Genomic DNA, 22,755 nt, shown 5'->3' with positions numbered 1-22,755 from the left:
AGTCATAAACACAGTCGTTTGCCTATCCCTTATGGTAAGGGGGAAACGGTGTCCTGTGTTTCAAGGGGCTCGTTCAGCGGAAGACTTGGTGGTGATCAACCGTGACTTGGCCGAGCAGGGGCTTGCGGTTAGGGCTGAAGTCATCGATCCCTACGCTGAGGGCCCCGAACAGATGTTCATGCTGCTGCGTGCCGGCAGAGCAGATTTGAGCTTCCTTACCCTCAACTATCTGAAGATGCAGCAAGGCCGAATGACGGACTTGCTGCAGGCAATCGATCCTACGCGTCTGCGTCTATTCAACCAGCTCTTGCCGCAACTGGCCCATCTAGACATGGGAAAGGATGGTGCGCGCCTGCTCTATGTGCCCTTCGGTGGAGGGACTTATGGGATCTGGGCGAACATGCAGAGGCTCAACAAGGACCAGTTGCCGCAGCGACTGAGCGACCTGTTACAGCCGCATTGGAAAGGAAAGCTGTCGCTGACCAGCGGCCAGGTGCAGCCCAATATCGCCATGGCATTTCTCGCCTTGGGCGAGCAACCATTTCTCTTGCATGATCTGATGCGTGCTGGCAGGCGTAAGGAGGCCAAGCTGATGGCTGCAGCGGATGGTCCTGCGCAGTATTTTCTGGATCGGTTGTATACCCAGGTCGGGGAATTCTGGGAAAGTGCGCCACAGTTTGGTAGTGATCAACTGCTGGTGGCCAGCTATGGTCCAGAGATAGCGGATCGGCGCAAACGTGGTGAGGACTGGCAACGGGTGGAGTTTGTCGAGGGGGACACCACTTGGTTGGACACGATGAATATCGTCAAAGGCGTCAGCGGTGACAAACTGGACGCCGCTTATCTGGTGATGGATCACTTTCTATCTGAGGCAGTGCAGCGTCGGGTGGTGCAGGAACTGAATATGGTGGCGGTAGTCTCCTCAGTCGATAACCCGATGCTTGCCGCCAACCCCGAGCTATTCAGCACCGAGCGTTTCTGGCCACCATATGACCGGACCGCCGACAATCTTATGCTTAACATGTCCAGACATGCTTTGCGGTCACGGTTACCTGCCAATGAGCCTTGATAGGTAGGGCTTTACGTGCTTTAGATCGCCTGTCTCATGCTGACTGAACCTCGATTAACTAGGAGGAGCGCTCATGGTTCCGTCCAGGCAACGATTTTTCAGTCATCCGAGCCCGAGGGAGCAGATCGAGGAGGAGGCCTTTAGTCGCCCCTTGTGCAAAGGGAGTAGCAACTGTAAAGGTCATCAATTTTCCTGAAATATCAATACAACAGACAAAGATCCTTTATTCTTCAGGTGATGCCACCGTAAGGGAATGGCTCAACAGCTGGTAGCTGTCAGCGATAGTCGTCGGCATCTAGGGACGCGCGCTATATTCAGATGGTGCTCTTCTGATCGACAAAGGTTCTGTGACCTCGCTATTGGTACGTCCAGATGGACCAGATTCTATCCCTTCTGTCGGCGACTGTTCCCCGCGCCCGTTCCTTAGAGCAGTTGGCTCGCCCTCTGTTGTCGCTGCTCAGTCAGATCACGGGTATGGAGTCTACATACCTGACGACGATTAATATTGAAGATGGCACTCAGCGTGTTGAAGTTGCACGCAATACGGGAAAAATGATTATCCCTGAGGGGCTTGTCGTGCCTTGGGCTGACACCCTGTGCAAACGCGCACTGGAGGAGAATCGCCAATACTCGGACAACGTTGACGAGTGCTGGGGCGATTCTGAGGCAGCTCAAGCACTAGGGATCAAGACCTATCTGAGTGCGCCGATTCGATCCCAGTCTGGGCGTGTTATTGGCACCGTCTGCGCTGCAAGCTCGGACCAGGTAGCCTGCCCACCCAATGTGAAACCGGTGCTGCGATTATTGTCGACCCTATTGGGCTACTTTATTGAACGGGAGCTATTGGTTGAGCAACTCCAGGCAGCCAACGCAGAGCTGGCGGCGCTTGCCTTGACCGATCCTCTCACTGGCCTTGCCAATCGGCGGGCGATCCTCCGAGATCTGGATCATCTATTTGCCTTGGCGCAACGGGAAAACCGCTATGTGCTAATCGGCGTTATCGATCTGGATGGATTCAAACGTATCAACGATGCCTATGGCCACCAAGCTGGGGATCATTTTCTTCAGGAAGTGGCATCTAAATTAAAACAGTGTCTGCGGAGCAGTGACCGTGTTGGTCGTCTTGGAGGTGACGAGTTTATCGTGATCGCACAGGGGGCATCGCCCGAAAACAAGGACTCGAATGAAGAGCTGAGTGTTGTCGCTCGGCTCATGCAAGAGCGACTGAGTCGGGCGATAGCTGGACGGTACACACTTGGCGATAGTACGGAGGCCTTTGACTATCAAGGTGCGAGTGTTGGAGTGGTTGCGGTGATGCCGGCGACGATTACAGTAGAAGACGCCATCAGAATTGCGGACAGTGAAATGTACCGCGTGAAACAGCAACGCAGGCGCCAGGAGGCGGTGGAAACTCCGTGGCTGCGCCGACAGTGAGCGATTCGATCTGTACAGGCGCCCCAAATGAGCTGGGACTACGTGATGCCGAATGTTCTGTCTGATGGTCTGGATATTGGGCCAAGAACGAAGTCACAGGTGGAAGTCCCCTGCGGCTTCTGGCTGATAAAGCACTCTTCTGATCTCAATCCGGCGGGTTCGATCAGATATCCGCCAACTGATGGCATCGCCCTCCTGATAGCCGAGGATTGCAGCCCCGATGTCTGAGCACACGGAATGCTTACCGGCATTGCTATCCGCGTCTTTGGGGTAGACCAGAGCCACCTCGATTTGCTCGTCGTCTAGCTGCAGCAAGGCCCTGGAGTTCATCGTGACGACATCACGTGCCACATGCTCCTGCTTGACAACAATGGCTCGCTCAAGCTCATGCTCAAGTTCAATCACCGCCTGGCCTTGCTCAAGTGGAATCAGGCTCTCGAGTCTGGCCTTGTCGATTTCAGTGACGTAGATCCTGGGTGAATTGCCGACTGCGCCTTCGCGTAGGAGCTGGAGATAGCGCTGCGCCGTCATGGAAAATGACTTCAATGCAGGCGTCTCGCTCTCAAGCAGAAAACCACAGCGCAGAAAGGCTTTCAGCGATCGGGTGTTGTCAGGGTGGATCTTGGCGATGAGCTTCTTGGCCCGCATGTCGAGAAAGGCTAGCTTCATGCCTTCGTGGATCGTGAGAGCACCAAGGTTTCGGCCCCATTTGTCACTATCTCCGATGACCAGAACGATCTCGCAATTCGCGCCGGTCTTGATGAGACGGACAAAACCCACCGGAGTGTCATGCCGGTCATAGGCCATGAAGAATCGGCCGCCCTGATTGAACAGGTGAGTCAGAATCGGCAATTGAGTCCGATCTATAGCGTGCTCAATAGATCGGGAGACATGGGGCGAGTCGCTCAAATAGCAGGTGACGCGCTCATCCTCCAACCAATGCATCAGCTTCAGCGCGTGCTCCCTGGTAACTTCAGGGCACAGCGAAATGAAAGGCTTGTTCATCTTCACCACACATATCTGTAAAGGATGAAAGCCCTTCATGGCGATGGCCATGACGGTTCTTTCGGCAACCGGTTATCTTAAGACATATTCCGATCAATGCCGAATGGAATTGGGGAGCTGGGGGAAGTCATTGTGTTTCTGAACGTTAGCCAGGCAAACCCAAAGCTCCCGCCATGGTGGCAGTAATCGGGTAAAGCTGTTTGGAGAACAAAGACTAGAAACCTCCTGCGCCTATCAGCAGGGCCGGGCTCTTGTGGGGCGTCTGACTGAAAATTCGCATCGGCTTCGACAGCCATTTGCACTCAAAGTCCACAGCTATTCTCATACTCCTGCAATATTTCGACTCCCCCGACGCTTGGTAGCATTTCCGGCAGACTGTCTTGCTCGCATCTGATCTAACAAACGAACTGACACCTAGCGCCCACTTATGGGCGATAGCGGGATAGGCAGCTAGCCAGCGCCTGGACTGAAGGCTCAGCCCGGTAGCGTGGGCGTGTCCAGAGGGACTTCGGCGAAACGGCTGAAGGCTTGCGCCGCCGGTGACGGACTCTTGGTGCGCCAGCACACCAGGTACCAGCGGTTGGGAATCGGAAAGCCCTCCACATCCAGCTCCACCAGATTGCCTGGCGCCGTATGGATGAGGGTATGCCGCGACAGGATGGCGATGCCCAGGCCAGCCGCCACGGATTCCTTGATTGCCTCGTTGCTCTCGATGGTCATCTGTGGTTTGAGACTCCAGCCGAAGCGGGCGAAATGCTCCTCGATGGCCAGGCGCGTGCCCGAGCCGGGCTCGCGGCTGAGAAATGGCTCGCCCACCAGCTGTTCCCAGCGCAGACGCTGACCGGCGAAGCGGTGGCCGGCCGGAGCGATCACCACCAGCGGGTTGTCGGCCAGTGGGGTCACCTCGAGATCCAGATGCCGAGGCGGCTGGCTGAACACGTAGAGATCGTCGCGGTTGTCCTCAAGGCGCCGGATCACCTCCGAGCGGTTGGCGATGTTCAGCTCGACCTCGACCTGGGGATACTGTCGGCAAAAGGGGCCGAGCAGACGCGGTACCAGGTACTTGGCGGTGGTCACGGCGCCGAGGCGTAGCTGCCCGGCGGTCAGCCCGTTGAGCTGCGCCAGGCGCATCTCCAGATGATCGAGAGCGTCGAAGATTTCCCGCGCACCGGCCTGCACCTCGCGCCCGGCATCGGTCAAGTGCAGGCGCTTGCCCAACTGCTCGAACAGCTGCATGCCCAGGGCCTGCTCGAGCTTGGCAATCTGCGTCGATACTGAGGGTTGGGCCAGGTGCAGGGCGCGGGCCGCCTCGGTCACACTGAGCCGCTCGGCCACGGCTAGAAAGGTCTCCAGCTGGCGGAAGGTGGTCTGGCGAGTGTGAAAGCGCTGCCTTTTCATTGCTAATAACCGATGATTTTCAGGTAGATAATCTATTTTTGACTATATCAACGACTGGTGAAAATGCATGCGACGACACATGCAGGAGTTACCGCCATGTCTGCCGCTCATGCCCCTCACGGAACGCTCGCCACCACGCACCAGGTGCAGCGCGTTACCTTTCTGACCTGCCATGACAAGGGCCGCTTGGTTGCCGATGCGCTGGCGCCGCTGGGGCTGCGTATCGACGCGGTCAACAGCTATGACACCGACCACTTCGGGACTTTCAGTCGAGAGGTACCGCGCCAGGGCAGTGCCCACGATACGGCGCTGAGCAAAGCCAAACTCGCCTGTTCGCTCGGCGCAACACGCTATGGCCTGGGCAGCGAGGGTAGCTTCGCTCGCGACCCGCACCTGGGCTGGATGCCCTGGGATTACGAGATCCTCTGCCTGTGGGATGCCCAACTGGAGTACCCGGTATTTGCCCTGGCCGGTTCAGGCGCGACCAACTATGCCCAAGGCGAGATCGCCAGCTTGGAGCAGGCGGAGACGTTCATGCAGCGCGCCCGCTTTCCCGAGCATGCCCTGATCCTGGGGCGTCCCGGCGAGCCCTGGTTCCGCAAGGGGGTTCGCGAGCCCGACTGGCTGCGCGGCCAGTTGCAGTGGCTGCTGGCCCGCGAGGCCTCGATCTGGCTGGAAACCGATATGCGCGCGCACCTCAACCCGCTGCGGCAGACGGTGATTCGCGAGGCCGTCGAGCAGTTGGCGCAACGCCTGGCTAGCAACTGTCTGCGCTGCCAGGCACGTGGCTTTGCCGTGGCCCGCAGCGAGCCCGGTCTGCTGTGCGCCGATTGTGGCCTGAGCACACCGCTGGCAGCGGCGCACGTCTGGCAATGTCCGGCCTGCAATTACGAGGAACGACAGGCCGTCGGCCGGCTGGCCAGCCCCGGCCAATGCCCGCAGTGCAATCCATAGGCACCATTCCCAATGGTGCGCGCCTGACCTACCTGCGTGCCCCTTAGGCCATCCTGCGCAGATTGGTAGCGGTGATTCGCCATCACTGCCTGTTCTATTCCATCGGCAAGGATTCCACGGCGCTGCTGCACCTGGCATGCAAGGCTTTTTTCTAGGAGCCGCTGCCGTTTCCCCTATTGCATGTGGACTCCGGCTGGGAGTTTCACGAGATGGGCGAATTCAGTGATCGTCTGGCCGAACGCTTGCACCTGGATATGCGCGTGCACATCAATCCGGACGGCGCGCGGCTGAGCATTACGCCGTTCTCCTTGGGCTTGGCCAAGTGCACCGACATCATGAAAACCGAGGCGCTCAAGCAGGCGCTGGCGCATTACGGTTTAGAAGTCTACTTCGATGGCGCCAGGCGCGAGGAGGAAAAACCATGGGCCAGGGTGCGCGTCTGTTCCTTCCTCGACCCGCACCAGCGCTGGGACCTCAAGCAGCGACCAGAGCTGTGGCAGCTGTAACACACCCGAATTAACGTCGGCGAAAACCTGCGGGTGTTCCCGCTGTCAAACTGGACCGAGCTTGGCATCTGGCAATACATCTATCTGGAAAACATCGATATCGTCGACCTCTACCGCGCGGCGCTGCGCCCGTTGGTGGAGCTGTACGGCGCGCTGATGTGTGTCGACGATGAGCCTCCGCAGCACCTCACCCAGCAGCAGCGTGCAAGCATCCAGACCCGCTGGGTTACGGCTCCGCACCCTCGTTTGCTACCCGCTGACGGGGCACGTAGAGTTGCAGGCACAGACGCAGCCGGCAATCGTCCAGGATGATGCTTTTGACCCGTATGTCCGAGCACTAGGGCCGGATCATCGACCATGGCCAGCGGGGCTCGATGGAGAAAAAGAAGATCGAAGGCTATTCCTAAACCGCTCAACGCCTGCTGCCAACCAACGAGGCCGTGTCTGCATGACGTGGCCTCGGTGTTTTCAGGCGTCCGGCATGGCTTCCCAGCCGCTGACGGTACGCCGCTCCAGGCGTGCCGGCTGGCCGTCCAGGCGCAGCAGGTACAGCCAGCCGTGCTGCATCAGGTCGCGCACAACGGCGTGCGTCTCTATCACCCGGTCGATCATCGCCTGCGGCGCTTCGATGACCACGTGCAGGCGAAGCGGGCGGTGCATCCACTGCTGGCCGTCGTGCAGCGACTGGCGGGCCAGGCCGATGCGCAAATCGCCGCCGTTGCCCTCGAACACGCCGAGATGGCCGCCCACCACGTTGTGCAGCAGTTTGTTGCCGCTACCGAAACGCGGGTTGTCGGTGGTGGAGGTGAAGTACTGCAGGTTGATCCAGTGCGCCACCACCATGGGCGCGGTCATGATCAGCTCCAGCACGGCGCCGTCGCGGTCCTCGCGCCAGTCGTAGTCGTGCAGGAAGGCGCGGCCCTGTAGGTCGACGCCGCGGGTGCGGGTGCGCGGTGCGGCGATGAATGCTGCGTTGCCGGCCAGACCCCACTCGGGGCGCGTCTGCGCCCAGTCGCGGGCACGCCGGCGCAGCCGTGCCAGCAACCTGTCGGGTTGCTCGCGCAGGGGCGCCAGGCCCAGTTTCGCTGCCCGTTGCCGACGCACCTCGACAGCGGCGCTGTCCAATGCGGCCCGCAGGCGCTGCCAGCTAGATTGCAGCGCCTGGGGCAGCGCCGCGTGATCGAAGACCTGGACTTCGTCGGTGGTGGTGTTGTGCAGCCCGGCCAGCACATGGCAGTGCGGCGGCAGGTCGATCCCGCGCTCACGCAAACCGGCGCGCACTTCGGCTTCATTGAGCAGGCTGGCCAGCAGGCGTGCGTTGATCTCGCCGCTCTGCCCGCAGCAGGCACCGCAGTCGAGAGCGGCTGCCTGCGGGTTGTTGGCGCTCTGGCTGCCGTGGCCGAGCAGCACCAGCAGCGCCGGCACGGGCCCGGTGAGGCCCATGGCCCTGAGGATACGCTCGGCCAGGTCGATCTTCTGTGACAGGCCCATGCTCGGTAGTTGCGGTTGCAGGCGTTGCCATTCGGCGCGGCTCCAGGCGCTGCGATCTGGCTGGGCTGGACTTTCGCTGAGGCCGTAGGTGCGCCACAGCAGTGCGCCGGCGTAGCCCAGGCCGACGCTCTCGACCAGGGTAAAGGTCGAGGCCGGCAGGCGTTCGAACAGGCGCCAGCTGCCCTGACGCGCGAGGCGACCCTGGCGTGCCTGGGCCAGTTGCCGGTCCTGTGCGACGTCGCCCGTGCTCTCGCTGACCTGCAGCTGCGGAGCCAGTAGCCCCGGCAGCTGCGGACGTGTGGCGCTGGTGCCCAGCGGGGTATAGGCGATGGGCAGACCGAAAAAGCCGGCGAAGCCGCCAGTCTGAAGATCCGGGCAGACCTGTTCCAGCGCTCGGCGCAGGGGCTCGGAACGGACATCGATGCAGAAGAACAGCTTGGCCAGCGGCGCCGGCGGCAGGGCCCCCGGTGTGCTACGGCACAGCGCGTGCTGCAGCTGTTCCTGCCAGGCCAACTCGTCGGCCCGTTGCCACAGCTGTAGAGCCTGCCAGGTGGTCGACGGCGGCTGTTGCAGGCGGTCCTGCCAGGCTGAGCGCCAGCACTGCCATCGGCTGTCGCCGTCGCGCTGACGGTCATCGACCAGCGACTCCCAGGCGGCGCGTATGGCTAGTAACTCAAGCATGGTCTGGTCGTCTTTGCCCTGCAGGCGGGCCTGCCAGCGAAGGTAGGCACACCAGGAGGCCCAGCCCAGGCTACGCAGCAGCAGGCAGTCGAACCAGGGGGCCCAGTCAGCCACCACCAGCCCGAGACGCTGCACCGCCGCCTCCAGGGCCGCCTGCGGCTGCTCCGGCAGTTCGACGATGCGCTGGTGCAGATAGCGGCAGGCGCTGAGCACGCTCAGCCCCTTATCTGCCAGCATGCTGCTGCGCCAGGCCTGGTATAGCCCGACGCTGCCGTCCGGGCGCCAGTCGGCCTGTTCGTGGTCGAACCAGGCCGCGCAGCACTGGCCGATCTGCTGGGTGATCAGCACCGGCCAGCCCGGCAGTGGGATGCCAGGCTCGGCCAGGTCTTCCAGCAGCGGCAGCCCTTGGCCAGGCTCCTCGGGGGCATCCAGCGCCTGCAGGAGCTGGACAGGTGTCTCGGCTGCGCTGCGCTCGGCCAGTGCCTGATGCAGATGGCGCTCGGTGATGGCGCCGTCCTGCCAGGCCTTGCGGTAGTCAACGGCGCTCAGCGTCAGGCGACTGCCGGCGCGTTGCCAGAGCTGCTCGGCGACGGCGTCCCAGGTCTGCTCGCGACGTTCCCACAAGGGGCTGACAGCAATCATGCGATCCAGCGGCCAGGTTGGCGCGATTCGCGCACAGGCCTGACGCGCAGCTTCATACAAGGCGTCCCGGTCGAGGCCAACGATGGGTTCGTGCGCAGTCATGGGCAATCTCCAGAAGTCGAGGTAAGGGGCTGCGGCGAGCGCACCGGCCACAGACGAAAGGTCAGGCGGGTGAAGTGCTCGTCCAGGTAGAAGCCGGCGAAGGCTAGGGGGTAAAGACGTTGCGCCAGGGCGCCGTGGGGATGGGCGAGGAGCAGGGCCTGCAGCAGATACAGACCGAGTAACAGCAGCACGGCGACCCCGGTCAGCGGCCATGGTGCTGTGCCGAGCTGCAGGTCGAGCATCCAGCCGGCGGCCTGGTGCCAGAGCAGGTAGGCGCCCAACAACAGGACGAACATCGCCAGCCCATAGGGCAGCTGGCCACGGCGCAGGCACCAGGGCGCCAGGCCGATGGCCAGTAGCGTCAGGGCAACCAGGGGTAGCGCGTGGCCGGGCAGCACCCAGCTCCACAACCCCTGTAGCAGGGTCAGCGCCAGGCCGGCCAGCAGCAGGGCGAGCAGCAAGCTACCCAGCCCGGGCGCGGAAGCCTGCGGCTGCAGGGCATGTTGGCGGGCCTGGGCCACGGTCTCGCCAGCCGCGAGGAAGGCATGGGCCTTGTACAGCGAGTGGGCCAGCAGGTGCACCAGGGCCAGCTCGTACAAGCCCAGGCCACACTCCAGCAGCATCAGGCCCATCTGCGCGCAGGTCGACCAGGCCAGGCGCACCTTGATGCTGATGCGGGTCATCATCACCAGCGCGGCAATCACCGCAGTCAGACCGCCGAACAGCACCAGCAGACTCTGCGCCGGCACGGCAGCGGAGAACAGCGGGGCGAAGCGCAGCAGGAGGAAGCCGCCCAGATTGACCAGCCCGGCGTGGAGCAGCGCCGAGACCGGCGTCGGCGCCTCCATCACCTGGATCAGCCAGCCGTGCACCGGCAACTGGGCGGACTTGAGGATCACCGCCAGGGCCAGCAGCAGCGCGGCCAGCTGCAGGTCCCAGCCCAGTTGGCCGTTGGCCTGCAGGCGTGTGTTCACAGCATCGAGGATCACCGCAATCTGGCTGTCACCGCCGGCACGCACCAGCAGCACAGTCGCCAACAGCAGGCAGACATCTGCCAGGCGGCTGGCGAGAAACTTCTTGTGGGCCACCACGACTGCCTGCGGACGGTCGCGGTAGAAAGTCAGCAGCTGATGCAGGCACAGGCTGGAGATAGTCCAGGCACCGACCAGCAGGAACAGGTTGGTGCTGGTCACCACAGTGGCCACCGCGGTCAAGGTGCCCAGCAGGGCCAGCACGTAACGGCGCTGCCCCGGCTCGCCGTCCAGGTAACGCTGGGAATAATCGATGATCACCAGCGCCAACAGACCGACCAGGCCGGCCATGGCCAGTCCCAGGCGGTCGTTGCTTTGCCCTTCCAGGGCGGCCTGCCCCCAGGCAGCAAGCACCAGGCTCAGTCCCAGGTAGCCGGCGACGCGGGCAGGCCACCAGATCCAGCGTGGTGAGCCGATGAGAGCGACCGGCAGCAACGCCAGGGCATAGGCCCAGGGCAGCAACTGGGCCAGGGGGAAAAACAGGCTGGGCATGGCGCGCACTCCGCAAAAGCTTGATGGCGCTAGTGTCGGAGAGTGCTTGAACTATTAAAAATAGATTGATAAGAATCAATCGATCACTTTAGGAGAACTAAATATGCGCCGACTGAACTTCCACCACCTGCATTACTTCTGGGCCGTGGCCAAGGAAGGCAACCTGACCCGCGCCGCCGAGGCCCTGCATGTGTCGCAGTCGGCCCTCTCGACCCAGATCCGCGTGCTGGAAGACCAACTCGGCCACGCCTTGTTCATTCGCTCCGGCCGCAGCCTGCGGCTGACCGAAGCGGGTCAGTTGGTGCTGGACTACGCCGAGACCATCTTCGCTCTCGGCAGCGAGCTGCAGACCACCCTACAGCACACCCTACAGGCCAGCCAGACGCTGCGCATCGGCGCCGTCGCCACCCTGTCGCGCAACTTCCAGGAAAACCTGCTGCGTCCCTTCCTCGGCCGTGAAGGCCTGCGCATCACCCTGGAATCCGGCGGCTTGGATGAACTGCTGGAGCGCCTGGCCCTGCACAAGCTGGACGTGGTGCTGACCAATAAGGCGGTCAGCGCCGACAGCCAGCGTACCTGGCAGTGCCGCCTGCTTGATCGCCAGGCCGTCTGCTTGATTGGGCCGCCGCGCCAGGAGATCGGCCTCTTCGACCTGCATCGTGACTTGCAACAGGTACGCCTGATCGTCCCCGGCCGCAGCAGCGACGTGCGCAGCCAGTTCGAGGTCTACTGCAACAGCCACGGGCTGAAACCTATCATCTGCGCCGAGGTGGACGACATGGCCATGCTGCGCCTACTGGCTCGTGACTCTGGGGATATGGCGCTGCTGCCGGCTGTGGTGGTTCAGGACGAACTGCGCAGCGGCGCCCTGCAGCTTTACGCCGAGGTACCCGAGATCGCCGAGCAGTTCTATGCCGTCACCCTGCAGCGCCAGTTCAGCCTGAGAATTTTGGATGAGCTGCTCAGTCAATCGCTCTCACAAGACGGGAAATAACGGAAAAGTGCTAGTTGCGGATGTCTTCGGATATGCCCGCTTTTGGCCCTGAGTGTGTAAAAACGCCCGGACATACCCTTGCTATGATTTCTGAGAATTTCATCGCAAGGGAAGCCCATGAAACGGTTTATCCAAGGTGAACACCGAGGTCAAAGCACCTTGCTTCCCGAAAGCCTCGACGACTACGTCAGCGATACAAATCCGGTGCGCGTGGTCGATGTCTTCGTTGACGAACTTGACCTAGTGACGCTGGGTTTTGATGGTGTCATTCCAGCCGATACCGGCAGACCCGCGTATCACCCTGCGATCCTTCTGAAGATCTACATCTACGGCTACCTCAATCGCATCCAGTCGAGCCGGCGTCTTGAGCGAGAGGCCCAACGCAACGTCGAACTGATGTGGCTCACCGGTCGCTTGATGCCCGACTTCAAGACCATCGCCAACTTCCGAAAAGACAACAGCAAAGCCATTCGCGGCGTGTGCCGCCAGTTCGTTGTGCTCTGCCAGCAGTTGGGGTTGTTTAGCGAAAACCTGGTGGCCATCGACGGGAGCAAATTCAAGGCAGTGAACAATCGCGACCGCAACTTCACCAGCGCAAAGCTGAAGCGCCGAATGGAGGAAATCGAGTCGAGCATCAACCGTTACCTGACCGCCCTTGATGCCGCTGATCGGCAAGTGCCAACCGCTGCTGAGCCAGACGCTACGCGCCTGGAAGAGAAAATCGCCAAGCTCAAAGCACAGATGAAAGAGCTTCAGGTGATCGAATCTCAGCTCAACGACTCTTCAGACAAACAGGTTTCACTGACCGACCCCGATGCCCGCTCGATGATGACGCGTGGCAATGGCATCGTCGGCTACAACGTACAGACGGCGGTCGATACCCAGCACCATTTGATCGTTGCTCACGAGGTCACGAACGTTGGCTCTGACCGCGACCAACTCAGCTCGATGGCAAAGCAGGCGCGGGAAGCTATTGGTTCAGAAACGCTGGCGGTAGTGGCTGACCGTGGCTACTTCAAGGGTGAAGAAATCCTGGCTTGCCACAACGCGAACATCACTACCTACGTGCCAAAGCCGATGACTTCAAGTGCCAAGGCTGATGGTCGATTCAACAAAGATGCCTTCGTTTATGACGCGACGAAAAACGAATACATCTGCCCGGCTGGCGAGGCACTGATCTGGCGTTTTTCCAGCGTTGAGAAGGGCATGAATATGCACTGTTATTGGAGTTCAAACTGCCAGAGATGCGCGCTGAAACCGCAGTGCACGCCAAGCACCAATCGTCGAGTAAAGCGCTGGGAACATGAAGCGGTGCTGGAGGAAATGCAGCGTCGGTTGAACCATGCGCCGGACATGATGCGAGTCCGGAAGCGCACTGTTGAGCATCCCTTCGGGACGCTCAAGCAATGGATGGGCTCCACGCATTTCCTGACACGCAGGCTGGTCGGCGTCAGCACGGAGATGAGCCTCAATGTGCTCGCCTACAACATGAAGCGAGTCATGAAAATCATTGGCACTGAAAGCTTGCTGAGGGCGATGGTGGCGTAAAAGCCCTGGCTTTTGCTGCTCCAGAAGGTGCTAAAACGCACCAGAAGCGCTCTCGAACGTTACCGGTGCCGGTCGGGGCAAATACATGGGGAATAAACTCGTCCAGGAGCGCTGGGCTGAGACACCCAAGATCCGAAAGTGTTTTTACACACTCTGGGCCGGAAGCGGACGTCGGTGAGTGGTTGCTATCGGCCAGTAATAGCCGTTGGCTGAACGCATATTCAGATTCGTGCTCTGGCTAGCTGCGCTGCGGCTTGAGACCACAAATCTAGGATCGACTTGTACGATTGCTACTGGCACACGCTATCGGCGCATTTCCGTGCCGGCTGCCTATAGTTTCTCGCTCATGATTCCCTTGCTTCCACTGAGCATGGGCAGTGCTCCAAGTGTCTTAGCTACTACGCATGCGCTGTGATAGCTTGCCCGGTGTTTGACCGTGACCAAGGACGTGGCAAGAATGTTCTATTCAAGCGAGGCGCTGCGCAAGATTCCTCGCGGGGTGTGGGTGCTCGGTGGAGTGAGCATGTTCATGGATATCTCCTCGGAGATGATCCATAGTCTGCTGCCGCTCTTTCTGGCGACCGGACTGGGCCTGAGCGTCATCGTCATCGGCTTGCTGGAAGGCATCGCCGAGGCGACCGCGCTGATCACCAAGATCTTTTCCGGTGCCCTAAGCGACTACCTAGGCAAGCGCAAGGGCCTCGCCGTGCTGGGCTATGGCCTCGGTGCCCTGAGCAAGCCGCTGTTCGCTATCGCCAACACGCCCGGGCTAGTGTTCGACGCGCGCTTCATGGATCGCGTCGGTAAGGGCATCCGCGGTGCGCCTCGTGATGCATTGGTCGCCGACGTCACGCCAGAGCAACTACGCGGCGCCGCCTATGGCCTGCGCCAGTCGCTGGACACCATCGGTGCGTTTCTCGGCCCCTTGTTGGCGGTCGCGCTGATGCTGCTCTGGAATGACGATTTCCGCGCGGTGTTCTGGGTCGCGGTGATTCCGGCATTCCTGGCCGTTGCGCTGCTGTGTTTCGGCTTGAAGGAGCCACGCACGCCCATCGAGCGTCCGCGTACCAACCCGCTGCGCCGCGCACAGCTGCGCAAGCTGTCCAGAGCCTACTGGCAGGTGGTGCTGATTGGCTCGATCTTCACCCTGGCACGTTTCAGCGAAGCCTTTCTGGTGCTCAAGGCCGAGGAGGTCGGTACGCCACTGGCGCTGGTGCCCCTGGTGATGGTGGCGATGCACCTGGTGTATTCGCTGTCGGCCTACCCATTCGGCGCCCTATCGGATCGCATCAGCCATCGCCAGTTGCTAGCCGTCGGCCTGGTTGTTCTGGTGCTGGCGGATCTCGCGCTGGCGCTGCTGCCTAGCTGGTTTGGCCTGGCGATTGGCGTCGCCCTGTGGGGCATCCATATGGGCATGACCCAGGGTCTACTGGCCGCCATGGTAGCCAAGACAGCGCCAGCCGAGCTGCGCGGCACCTCGTTCGGCATGTTCAATCTGGTCAGCGGTGTCGCGCTGCTCGTCGCCAGCACCGGTGCGGGCGTGCTCTGGCATTTCCTGGGTTCGTCGGCGACGTTTCTGTTCGGTGCGATTGCCTGCGGCGCGTCTCTGATCGCACTAGCCTATTGCCGTAGAACGGAGACCGTGGAGGCCAGCTGACGGCGGCCTTGGTTGATATCAATCGTTTTTTCACCGGCTGCTTTTGGCCGGTAGTTGTCACTCGTCGACGATTAATTCCGACTACAAGCAGATGGCGTCGTTGGCAAAATGTCCTCAGCCTAATCTTTCGCAATAATTAATTGGCCATGTGAGAAAATGTGTACTCCGTACAGATGCCGGATGATCAAAGCTACTGTTAGATGTGCCCTGTATCTAAGAGGCTTTCGAAGTTTTTATGGGCGTTCGTGCTGGGCGTCAAATTTTGGGGGCGGGGGCGTTGCTCAATAGTATGTGTGCTTTAAGCTATTGTGAGCCAGTCTTGCTTTAGCTGCTCACTTGATTGCGCCCGTTATTTTTTGCGCGATAAAGGGCTTCATCTGCTTTCTTTAACAAAGACTCCGGCGTGGTTTCATGTGAGGGGTCGTTGCTAGCAACCCCCACCGAAACACTAACCCACTTACTAGCGCTTGATTGGGCGTGCGGAATATTGAGCTGTTCTACGGAGGATCGTATGACTTCTGCGAGCTGCCTTGCGCCGCTAGAAGACGTGTTGGGGAGAACGCAAGCAAATTCCTCTCCTCCATAACGCGCAACGAAGTCGAAAGGTCGTCTAGATGACGCCTCTAGCGCCTTAGAAACTCGCTTAAGGCACTCGTCGCCTTCTAAATGTCCGTAATGGTCGTTAAATCGTTTGAAGAAATCCACGTCAAGCATAAGAAGAGACAGTTGCTGTTTTTCGCGTCTCGATTGGTCGAGATATCTTGAGAGCATCTCATCAAAAGCTCGGCGGTTATGGACCCCCGTTAGCCCGTCCAAGTTGGCTAGATCTCGCAAACGGTCTGCTTGAAGTTTGAGGGTTATGTGAGTTTCTATTCGCGATAGCGCGATGGCAGTGTTGAAAGGCTTGCGTATATAATCCACAGCGCCCACCTTAAGGCCGGTGGCTTCATCTTCGTCCTCAGACTTGGCGCTGATGAATATTACTGGAATATTTTTTGTGCTTTTGTCTGCCTTGAGGCGGGAGCAAACTTCATAGCCATTGATGTCGTTTAATACGATATCTAGCAGAATGAGATCGGGTTGAGTCTTGGTTGCTGTTGTAACTACCTCATTTCCTTTTGTTGCCATATAGACGTCGTAATAAGGTCTAAGCATTTCATGAAGTATCATGATGTTTACAGGCTGATCATCAACCACCAAGATCTTTGGTCGGCGGTCTGCTAAGGCAGTAATTACGCTCATTTAGCCTCTCAATGCCTGCTATGGGTGCTCTAAAGCACGGGTAGTGTACTAGGACTAGACCAATTTAACGTTCAGGGGGTTGTAATAGTTTTTCCAGTTCCTCGAAAGGAGATGGTCGAGCATACAGGTAGCCTTGTAACACATCACAGCCAAGTTCCACCAATTTGCAGGCCTGCTGCTCATTTTCGACTCCTTCGGCGACGAGCTCCAGATTCAGAGCCTGCCCCATGCGTACGATGGCATGCACGATGTCTGCGTCGCTTCTATCGCTGAGCATGTCTCTGACAAAACCTTGGTCAATCTTGAGTACATCAATTGGAAGTCGCTTTAGATAAGCAAGACTGGAGTAGCCCGTGCCAAAATCGTCAATTGCTACGCGAACACCATTTGCTCGCAGCTCTTCAAGAACCTTGCTCGTCCACGCCATATCCGTCGCCAAGACGCCTTCGGTGATTTCTAGTTCAAGCATCTCTGCCGGCAAGCCCGATTCATTCAATGTGCCTAATACCATTTCAAGGAAATTTTCTTCTCGAAACTGCACTGCGGAGATATTCACGCTGACAGGGATCGTGAAGCCGGCTCGCATTAATTTAAGAGCGTCTAGGCAGGCTCTTTGCAGAACATGTGTGCCAAGTGGAATGATTAGCCCGGTGTTCTCTGCTACAGGAATAAATTCATTTGGTGAAATCAGAGAACCATCTGCCTGGCGCCAGCGGGTCAGTGCCTCCATTCGGCAGAAACCACCTTGGCTGAAACTGTACATGGGCTGATAAAATACTTCGAATATTCTCTGCTCAAGAGCATGTCGAATATGTCTCTCAAGCAGTAGTCGAGCTCGTGCGGTGGCCTCAAGAGCCTCAGAGAAAAATCGGTACCGGCTACGGCCAAGTTTCTTGGCTTCGTACATGGTTGTTTCGGCGTGACTAAAAAGCTCGTAGTGATTCTTGCTGTCTTCTGGGTAAACACTAACTCCTGCACACGCTGATAGATCGAATCGAGTTTTTTCTATATAGAAAGGGTGGGATAACTCATTGAGAATGTTTTCAACAAGCGGGCCAATGGAGTCAGTTTTTTCTAGGTTTGTAAGCAGAATTGCGAACTCATCCCCCATAGGACGGGCAATAGTGTCTATGTGCACATCAGTCAACCCTTCAAGACGACGTGCTACCTCGTGCAATATTCTGTCGCCAAGCATGTGTCCAGAGTGATTGTTGATGCTCTTGAAGTCGTCTAAGTTGATCAGTACTAGTGAAGCAAATGTGCCACTGCGCTGCGCTTGCAAGACAGCTTGATTTAGTCGGTCGACTAGTAGAATTCGATTAGGTAGCCCGCTAAGAGCGTCAAAGTAAGCAAGGCGGTTGGCTTGGCGACGTAAATTAAGGTGTGCGCGGACTCGGGCTCGTACAATAGCAACATCAATGGGCTTCTGAACGAAGTCAACACCACCACTTTCCAAGGCCCGAATCTGCATCCTAGGTTGGGAGTGGGCTGTTACGAAGATGATGGCCGCATCGCAAACCTTGGGGTCGGCTTTCATCTCACGGCACAAAGCTAAGCCATCTAGGTCAGGCATTAAGATGTCTAGGAGCACAACGTCTGGCCTAAAACGCCTAGCCAGATCGAGCGCACGCTGACTTGTGTTTGCCACGTGCACCTGACCCAGCCTAGCTACGGCCTCACGCAGCACCTCGGCATCACTGACTTGATCGTCCACCACCAAGATGACGAAATTTTCCCTGAGTGCTTTCTGTGGCATTGGCCGCCCCGAAAAATCCTTAATTCAAGATCACACCATTGGAACTATAGTGTTGATCATACGAGCTGAACGGGTTCCCGAGAAGAATAGCTCAGTCGGCTGAGGCGGAGGCATGCTTCGACTCTTCATTGAAAGCAGAGCGGGCGTGGACATCAGGGATGGAGACGATCCTTTGAAGCACAAACACATTCCTTTTAGCGTAAAAAATGCCGTCTGGTATGTGCTGATCACCGGCATATGTAGCACGTTACTGGCTGCGTGGTTGACGCATGTCGCTAACCAGCGCCAGATCAGGAGCGAGCTTGAGAGTGAGGCACGAGCACTCACTGTTGCTATTGGGGCTCGGTTCGAGCGCTATCAGTATGGGTTGAGGGGCGGGCGCGCAACCATTCTGGCAGCAGGCCCTGACAAGATCACACGGGCAGATTTTCATAACTACAGCTTGACCCGCGATTTTGATGATGAGTTCCCAGGAGCTAGGGGGTTTGGGTTTATCCGGAGAGTGTCTGTCGCTGAGGAAGCACAGTTCCTCGAGAAAGCCCGTTACGACGAATGGCCCAGCTTTTCGATACGACAGTTGTCCCCCACTCAAGATGAGCGGTTTGTCATTCAATATATCGAGCCAGTGCAGCGGAATCTTCAAGCTGTTGGCCTGGACATTGCTTCGGAACAGAACAGGCGTGAGGCTGCTTGGGCGGCTGTGCAGTCAGGCAAAGCTCGTCTTACGGGACCTATAACCCTGGTGCAAGCAACCGGTAAGCCCTTGCAATCATTTCTAATCCTCCTGCCTATCTATAAAGGATGGGCCACACCAACTACTGTTCAGGAGCGAGAGAAAGAGGCGATTGGCTGGAGCTATGCGCCGTTAGTTACTGAAGAGGTACTTGGAGGGTTGGTTGACAGCGCGGCAGTGGATTTTACGCTTCAGGATGTTACCAGCTCGAATAGTAAGGAGGAGGCTCCCTTTTTTTCCAGTTCCATTGAAGACGGCATTGATCGTAGTGAGCACCACTTTGATCTGACATGGAATGTATACGGGCGTACTTGGAGACTAGATTATCGAGCGAACAGCTTGTTTGTTGAGAAACTAAATCAAGCCTCTCCAACCGCTATTTTAAGTGGTGGCGGCCTACTAAGCCTGTTGCTTGCCTTTCTAGTCAGCATTCTTGCCGTTAATCAGCAGCGTCGACGCCAGGTCGCAGCGACGCAGGCGTGGATGGCAGCAGTTGTCGAAAATTCAGACGACGCCATCATCGGGAAAACTGTTGACGGCAAGGTCATTAGCTGGAATGCCGGTGCAGAACGTCTGTTTGGTTACACCGAGGCCGAAGCGATCGGGAGGAAAGTTGCTGATCTTATTGTGCCCTCAGAGCGAAAGCAGGAAGAGGCGGACATTTTGGAGCGCATTGTCCGTAATGAGCGCACAGATAGTTTTGATACGCAGCGTAAATGTAAGGATGGCAGCATTAAAGACGTAGCAGTAGCTGTCTCTCCTATTTTAAACGATAGTGGACAGGTCATAGGCGCGTCGAAGACCGTTAGGGATATTTTTGCACAAAAGGCTTTTGAAGCGCACCTGCAGAAGATGAATAATCAACTTGAGCAGGAGGTGGCTGAGCGAACCCGTGATCTTGAATCTAGTCTGGAAACTACTCGAGGTATTCTCGATACGGCGATGAACCCTATTATCACCATAGATTCCTACGGTGTAATGCGATCTTGCAATCCTGCTGCTGAATTGGCTTTTGGTTATACAGAAAAAGAAATGATTGGAGGCAACGTCTCCATGTTGATGCCGAAAAAATTTTCCGATGAACACGACCGCTATTTAGAAAGCTTTCGCAGTGATCATAGCGGGCGGGGGATTGGTATCAATCGCGAAATTGAAGCGATGCACCGTGATGGTCGTGTATTCCCAGTCCAGATCAGTCTCGGCGTTATGACGATCGACAACAAGCGAATGGTTGTCGGCATTATGTCAGACCTTTCTGAGCAACATCGTCAACGCGATGCTATTGCTCAGATGCGCGATCATCTCGCTCTGGCGGCAGATGTCGCAGAGTTGGGTATCTGGAGTTGGAATGTCAGAGATGGGGCCTTGGAGTGGAACGACCGCATGTTCGCAATTTATGACCAACCCTCCTCACTTACTGAGACAGGACTTAGATATGAACATTGGCGTTCGCGTGTTCACCCCGATGATGTTGAAGAGGCCGAGCGCCGACTTCAAGCGGCCGTCGCCGGAACAGGCTCTTACGATCCTATTTTTCGAGTCGTGCGCCCTGATGGAACAGTTCGCTTTATCCAAGCAGGCGGGCGAGTAGAGCGTGATGATAAAGGCAGTGCGATTCGAGTGACTGGAATTAATATAGACATCACTCATGAGCGTGAGCTTCAAGCTGATTTGATCGTTGCCAAGGATCTGGCTGATGCCGCAAGTGCCGCCAAAACCTCTTTCTTGGCTAACATGAGTCATGAAATCCGCACGCCGATGAATGCTGTGCTGGGGATGCTTATGCTTGCAAGGCAAACCGAGCTGACGCTTCGTCAACGTGACTATCTAGATAAAGCTCACGGTGCCGCCACATCTCTTCTCGGACTACTCAACGACATCCTTGATTATTCAAAAATTGAGGCGGGTAAATTGCAACTTGAGCAGCACCCATTTGAACTGGATTCGCTAATGACGGATTTGGGGGTCGTGCTTTCAGGTAATCAGGGGGGGAAGTCTGTTGAGGTGGTGTTTGATATTGATACCGACCTGCCAGTTATGCTGGTAGGTGATAGTCTTCGATTAGAACAAGTTTTAATTAACTTGGCTGGTAATGCTCTGAAGTTTACCGAACGGGGAGAAGTGGTTGTCAGCCTGCGAATGATACAGCGGCATGAGGCTAGTGTGATGCTTCATGTCGGCGTGAGAGACAGCGGTATTGGCATCACACCAGAGCAACTAGCACGTATCTTCGATAGTTTTACGCAGGCAGAGGCCTCAACTACTCGCCGTTTTGGTGGGACTGGGCTCGGTTTGTTCATCTGCCGTAGTTTGGTTGAGTTAATGGGGGGGGAGCTTCAGGTCGAGAGTACCCTGGGTGAGGGGAGCCATTTCTGGTTTACGCTTGAGCTTCCTATTGTTCAGCAAAAGTCTATCAAGGATGACCTTCCACCAAGTGAGCATTGCCTGCGCGTTCTCGTGGTAGATGATAATCCGATTGCGGGGCAAGTGCTCAAGCAAACCATTGAATCAATAGGCTGGCAGGCAGAGTTGGTAAATAGTGGGGTGCACGCTGTAGGTAAGACCCTGGCTGCGGCCAGCGAGGGGAATCCTTTCCAGGTCGTTCTGATGGATTGGCGTATGCCTGAATTGGATGGTGTTCGCGCCGCTCAGATTATGCGCTCATCGGGCGATGGAGAGAATGCGCCTGTAATTATAATGATTACCGCTTATGGGCGAGCAGAGCTTGCAGAGCTTCAGGAGCATCAAAAGGCGCCGTTTTCTAACTTCCTAACAAAGCCAGTAACCCCTCAGCAGTTGATGTCCGCAGTTTCTCTAGCTTTGGCGGGAGAGTCAGGGGCTAGTGACGCAGCATCTAAAATCACATCAGCCAATCGCTTGGCCGGTATACGGATCTTGGTTGTTGAGGATAACGAGCTTAATCGGCAGGTTGCGGACGAGTTGCTTTCAGCAGAAGGCGCAGTCGTAGAGCTTGCTGTAGATGGTTCGGAAGGTCAGCGAACGGTGGTGTCAGAATCAGCGCACTTTGACCTGGTTCTCATGGATATGCAGATGCCTGTTATGGATGGGCTTGAGGCAACCCGTCGAATTCGTGCAACGCCCGGGTTTGAATCGCTTCCGATTATCGCTATGACGGCGAATGCCTCTGAGGCTGATAAGCGTTCATGCATTGAGGCCGGGATGGATGGGCATGTTCCTAAGCCATTCGATTTGGAGATGCTGGTGTCCACTATCTTGATGCAGCTTGGTCTAGACACCGAACAGCAAGAGTCAACCCCCATAAGTAAAGTTAAAAAGACTTTTATCGAAGAGCGCGGCGCTATTCTACAGCGCTTTAGTGGTAATGAAGAACTTATTAAGCGAATGCTGGACTCTTTTTGCGTTCAAATTACATCGCTAGTTAGCCAGCTTAGAGAGCAGGCCGAGGATGCCGAAAGCGTTGCAATCGTGCTGCATACCATAAAAGGTACGGCAGGAACCATGGGCTGTACCTCTTTGGTCGAGCAAGCATCAAACTTGGAGGCAACTCTTGTCGATGCTGAAAGCAGTAAGGTGTCTTGCATTATTGCAGTAACAGACGTAGCTGAAGTGGAGCGCCTTGCTGAGGATAGTATCTTAGCCCTGCGTCAGATGTTTGGTGCGCAAGGCACACATGATGTAAAACTCACCAGCCTAGTTGGAGGTGCTATGAGTAGTTCTGCACGGGAGAGTCTCAATGAGTTACTTGAGTTGCTGGCTTTTCGTAGTATGGATGCTATTGCGCAATTAGAGGTGATAGAGCGATATCAGCAGGAGCTTGATCCGAAGAGCTTAGAGCGTCTGCGGGTCGCTATAACAGGGCTCGATTTTGAGGAGGCTATCCAAGTTGTCCGTGAGATGCTCTGAAATATGAGTATCTATTATGGATGCCTGGTCGTTGCGTGAGTTCTTTTTGGCTGGATAATGACGATTTGCTTTCGATCATTGATATGTGTCTGAGTATGTGCATTTGTTTATTGAAGGCTCAAGGTTTGGGAAGGA

The 22,755-nt window shown here is 57.2% G+C and carries 13 protein-coding genes and 1 pseudogene; 8 read left to right on the top strand and 6 right to left on the bottom strand.

The features are described 5' to 3' along the window. The first annotated feature begins 91 nt into the window (after window positions 1-91). Together E4487_RS18480 and E4487_RS18475 are read left to right on the top strand one after the other, a co-directional pair. Complete coding sequence (locus E4487_RS18480) at window positions 92-1,069, top strand: ABC transporter substrate-binding protein (protein WP_175254070.1); 978 nt, start codon at window positions 92-94, stop codon at window positions 1,067-1,069. A 372-nt stretch (window positions 1,070-1,441) separates the two neighbouring features. After that, the gene (locus tag E4487_RS18475) at window positions 1,442-2,503 is read left to right on the top strand and encodes a sensor domain-containing diguanylate cyclase (protein ID WP_175254069.1); all 1,062 of its coding nucleotides are present in this window, start codon (window positions 1,442-1,444) and stop codon (window positions 2,501-2,503) included. 93 nt (window positions 2,504-2,596) lie between these two features. On the opposite strand, the gene E4487_RS18470 is transcribed toward E4487_RS18475, so the two are convergent. Next, on the bottom strand, window positions 2,597-3,559 hold the full coding sequence (locus tag E4487_RS18470) for a bifunctional GNAT family N-acetyltransferase/nucleoside diphosphate kinase regulator (RefSeq protein ID WP_175254068.1): 963 nt from the start codon (window positions 3,557-3,559) through the stop codon (window positions 2,597-2,599). A 423-nt stretch (window positions 3,560-3,982) separates the two neighbouring features. Then, the gene (locus E4487_RS18465; protein WP_175254067.1) at window positions 3,983-4,906 is read right to left on the bottom strand and encodes a LysR family transcriptional regulator; all 924 of its coding nucleotides are present in this window, start codon (window positions 4,904-4,906) and stop codon (window positions 3,983-3,985) included. Between the two features lie 96 nt (window positions 4,907-5,002). Between E4487_RS18465 and E4487_RS18460 the strand changes: the two genes are divergently transcribed. After that, a complete protein-coding gene (locus E4487_RS18460) occupies window positions 5,003-5,860 on the top strand; it encodes a DUF6671 family protein (protein ID WP_257229457.1) in 858 nt (285 codons plus the stop codon). A 50-nt stretch (window positions 5,861-5,910) separates the two neighbouring features. Beyond that, a pseudogene (gene cysD, locus E4487_RS18455) lies at window positions 5,911-6,773 on the top strand (sulfate adenylyltransferase subunit CysD). Window positions 6,774-6,834: 61 nt separating this feature from the next. Here the strand turns inward: cysD and E4487_RS18450 are convergent. Then, window positions 6,835-9,282 (bottom strand): YbcC family protein, encoded by a 2,448-nt coding sequence (locus E4487_RS18450; RefSeq protein WP_175254066.1) that lies wholly within the window; start codon window positions 9,280-9,282, stop codon window positions 6,835-6,837. Beyond that, a complete protein-coding gene (locus E4487_RS18445; RefSeq protein ID WP_175254065.1) occupies window positions 9,279-10,805 on the bottom strand; it encodes an NADH-quinone oxidoreductase subunit L in 1,527 nt (508 codons plus the stop codon). Before E4487_RS18445 ends, E4487_RS18450 begins: the two co-directional genes overlap by 4 nt. Before the next feature lie 103 nt (window positions 10,806-10,908). Between E4487_RS18445 and E4487_RS18440 the strand changes: the two genes are divergently transcribed. The 3 genes from E4487_RS18440 to E4487_RS18430 all read left to right on the top strand — a co-directional run bounded on the left by E4487_RS18440 (window position 10,909) and on the right by E4487_RS18430 (window position 15,004). Further along, complete coding sequence (locus E4487_RS18440; protein ID WP_175254064.1) at window positions 10,909-11,799, top strand: LysR family transcriptional regulator; 891 nt, start codon at window positions 10,909-10,911, stop codon at window positions 11,797-11,799. A 117-nt stretch (window positions 11,800-11,916) separates the two neighbouring features. Continuing rightward, window positions 11,917-13,347 (top strand): IS1182 family transposase, encoded by a 1,431-nt coding sequence (locus tag E4487_RS18435; protein ID WP_175254063.1) that lies wholly within the window; start codon window positions 11,917-11,919, stop codon window positions 13,345-13,347. 457 nt (window positions 13,348-13,804) lie between these two features. Beyond that, window positions 13,805-15,004, top strand: coding sequence for an MFS transporter (locus E4487_RS18430; RefSeq protein WP_257229456.1), 1,200 nt, complete (start codon window positions 13,805-13,807; stop codon window positions 15,002-15,004). A 324-nt stretch (window positions 15,005-15,328) separates the two neighbouring features. Here the strand turns inward: E4487_RS18430 and E4487_RS18425 are convergent, their stop codons facing one another. Both E4487_RS18425 and E4487_RS18420 read right to left on the bottom strand, forming a co-directional pair. Then, entirely contained in the window at window positions 15,329-16,246 is a 918-nt protein-coding gene (locus E4487_RS18425) for a diguanylate cyclase domain-containing protein (RefSeq protein ID WP_175254062.1), read from the bottom strand. 64 nt (window positions 16,247-16,310) lie between these two features. Then, window positions 16,311-18,002, bottom strand: a complete 1,692-nt coding sequence (locus E4487_RS18420; protein WP_175254061.1) for a bifunctional diguanylate cyclase/phosphodiesterase — start codon at window positions 18,000-18,002, stop codon at window positions 16,311-16,313. Window positions 18,003-18,114: 112 nt separating this feature from the next. Between E4487_RS18420 and E4487_RS18415 the strand changes: the two genes are divergently transcribed. Next, window positions 18,115-22,620, top strand: a complete 4,506-nt coding sequence (locus E4487_RS18415) for a PAS domain S-box protein (RefSeq protein ID WP_175254060.1) — start codon at window positions 18,115-18,117, stop codon at window positions 22,618-22,620. Window positions 22,621-22,755 lie beyond the last annotated feature (135 nt).

The sequence above is a fragment of the Pseudomonas sp. BMW13 genome, from assembly GCF_013357275.1.
Classification (GTDB): domain Bacteria; phylum Pseudomonadota; class Gammaproteobacteria; order Pseudomonadales; family Pseudomonadaceae; genus Aquipseudomonas; species Aquipseudomonas khazarica.
The sequence above is the reverse complement of the archived record's forward strand: the minus strand, read 5'-3'. Positions and strand labels throughout refer to the sequence as shown.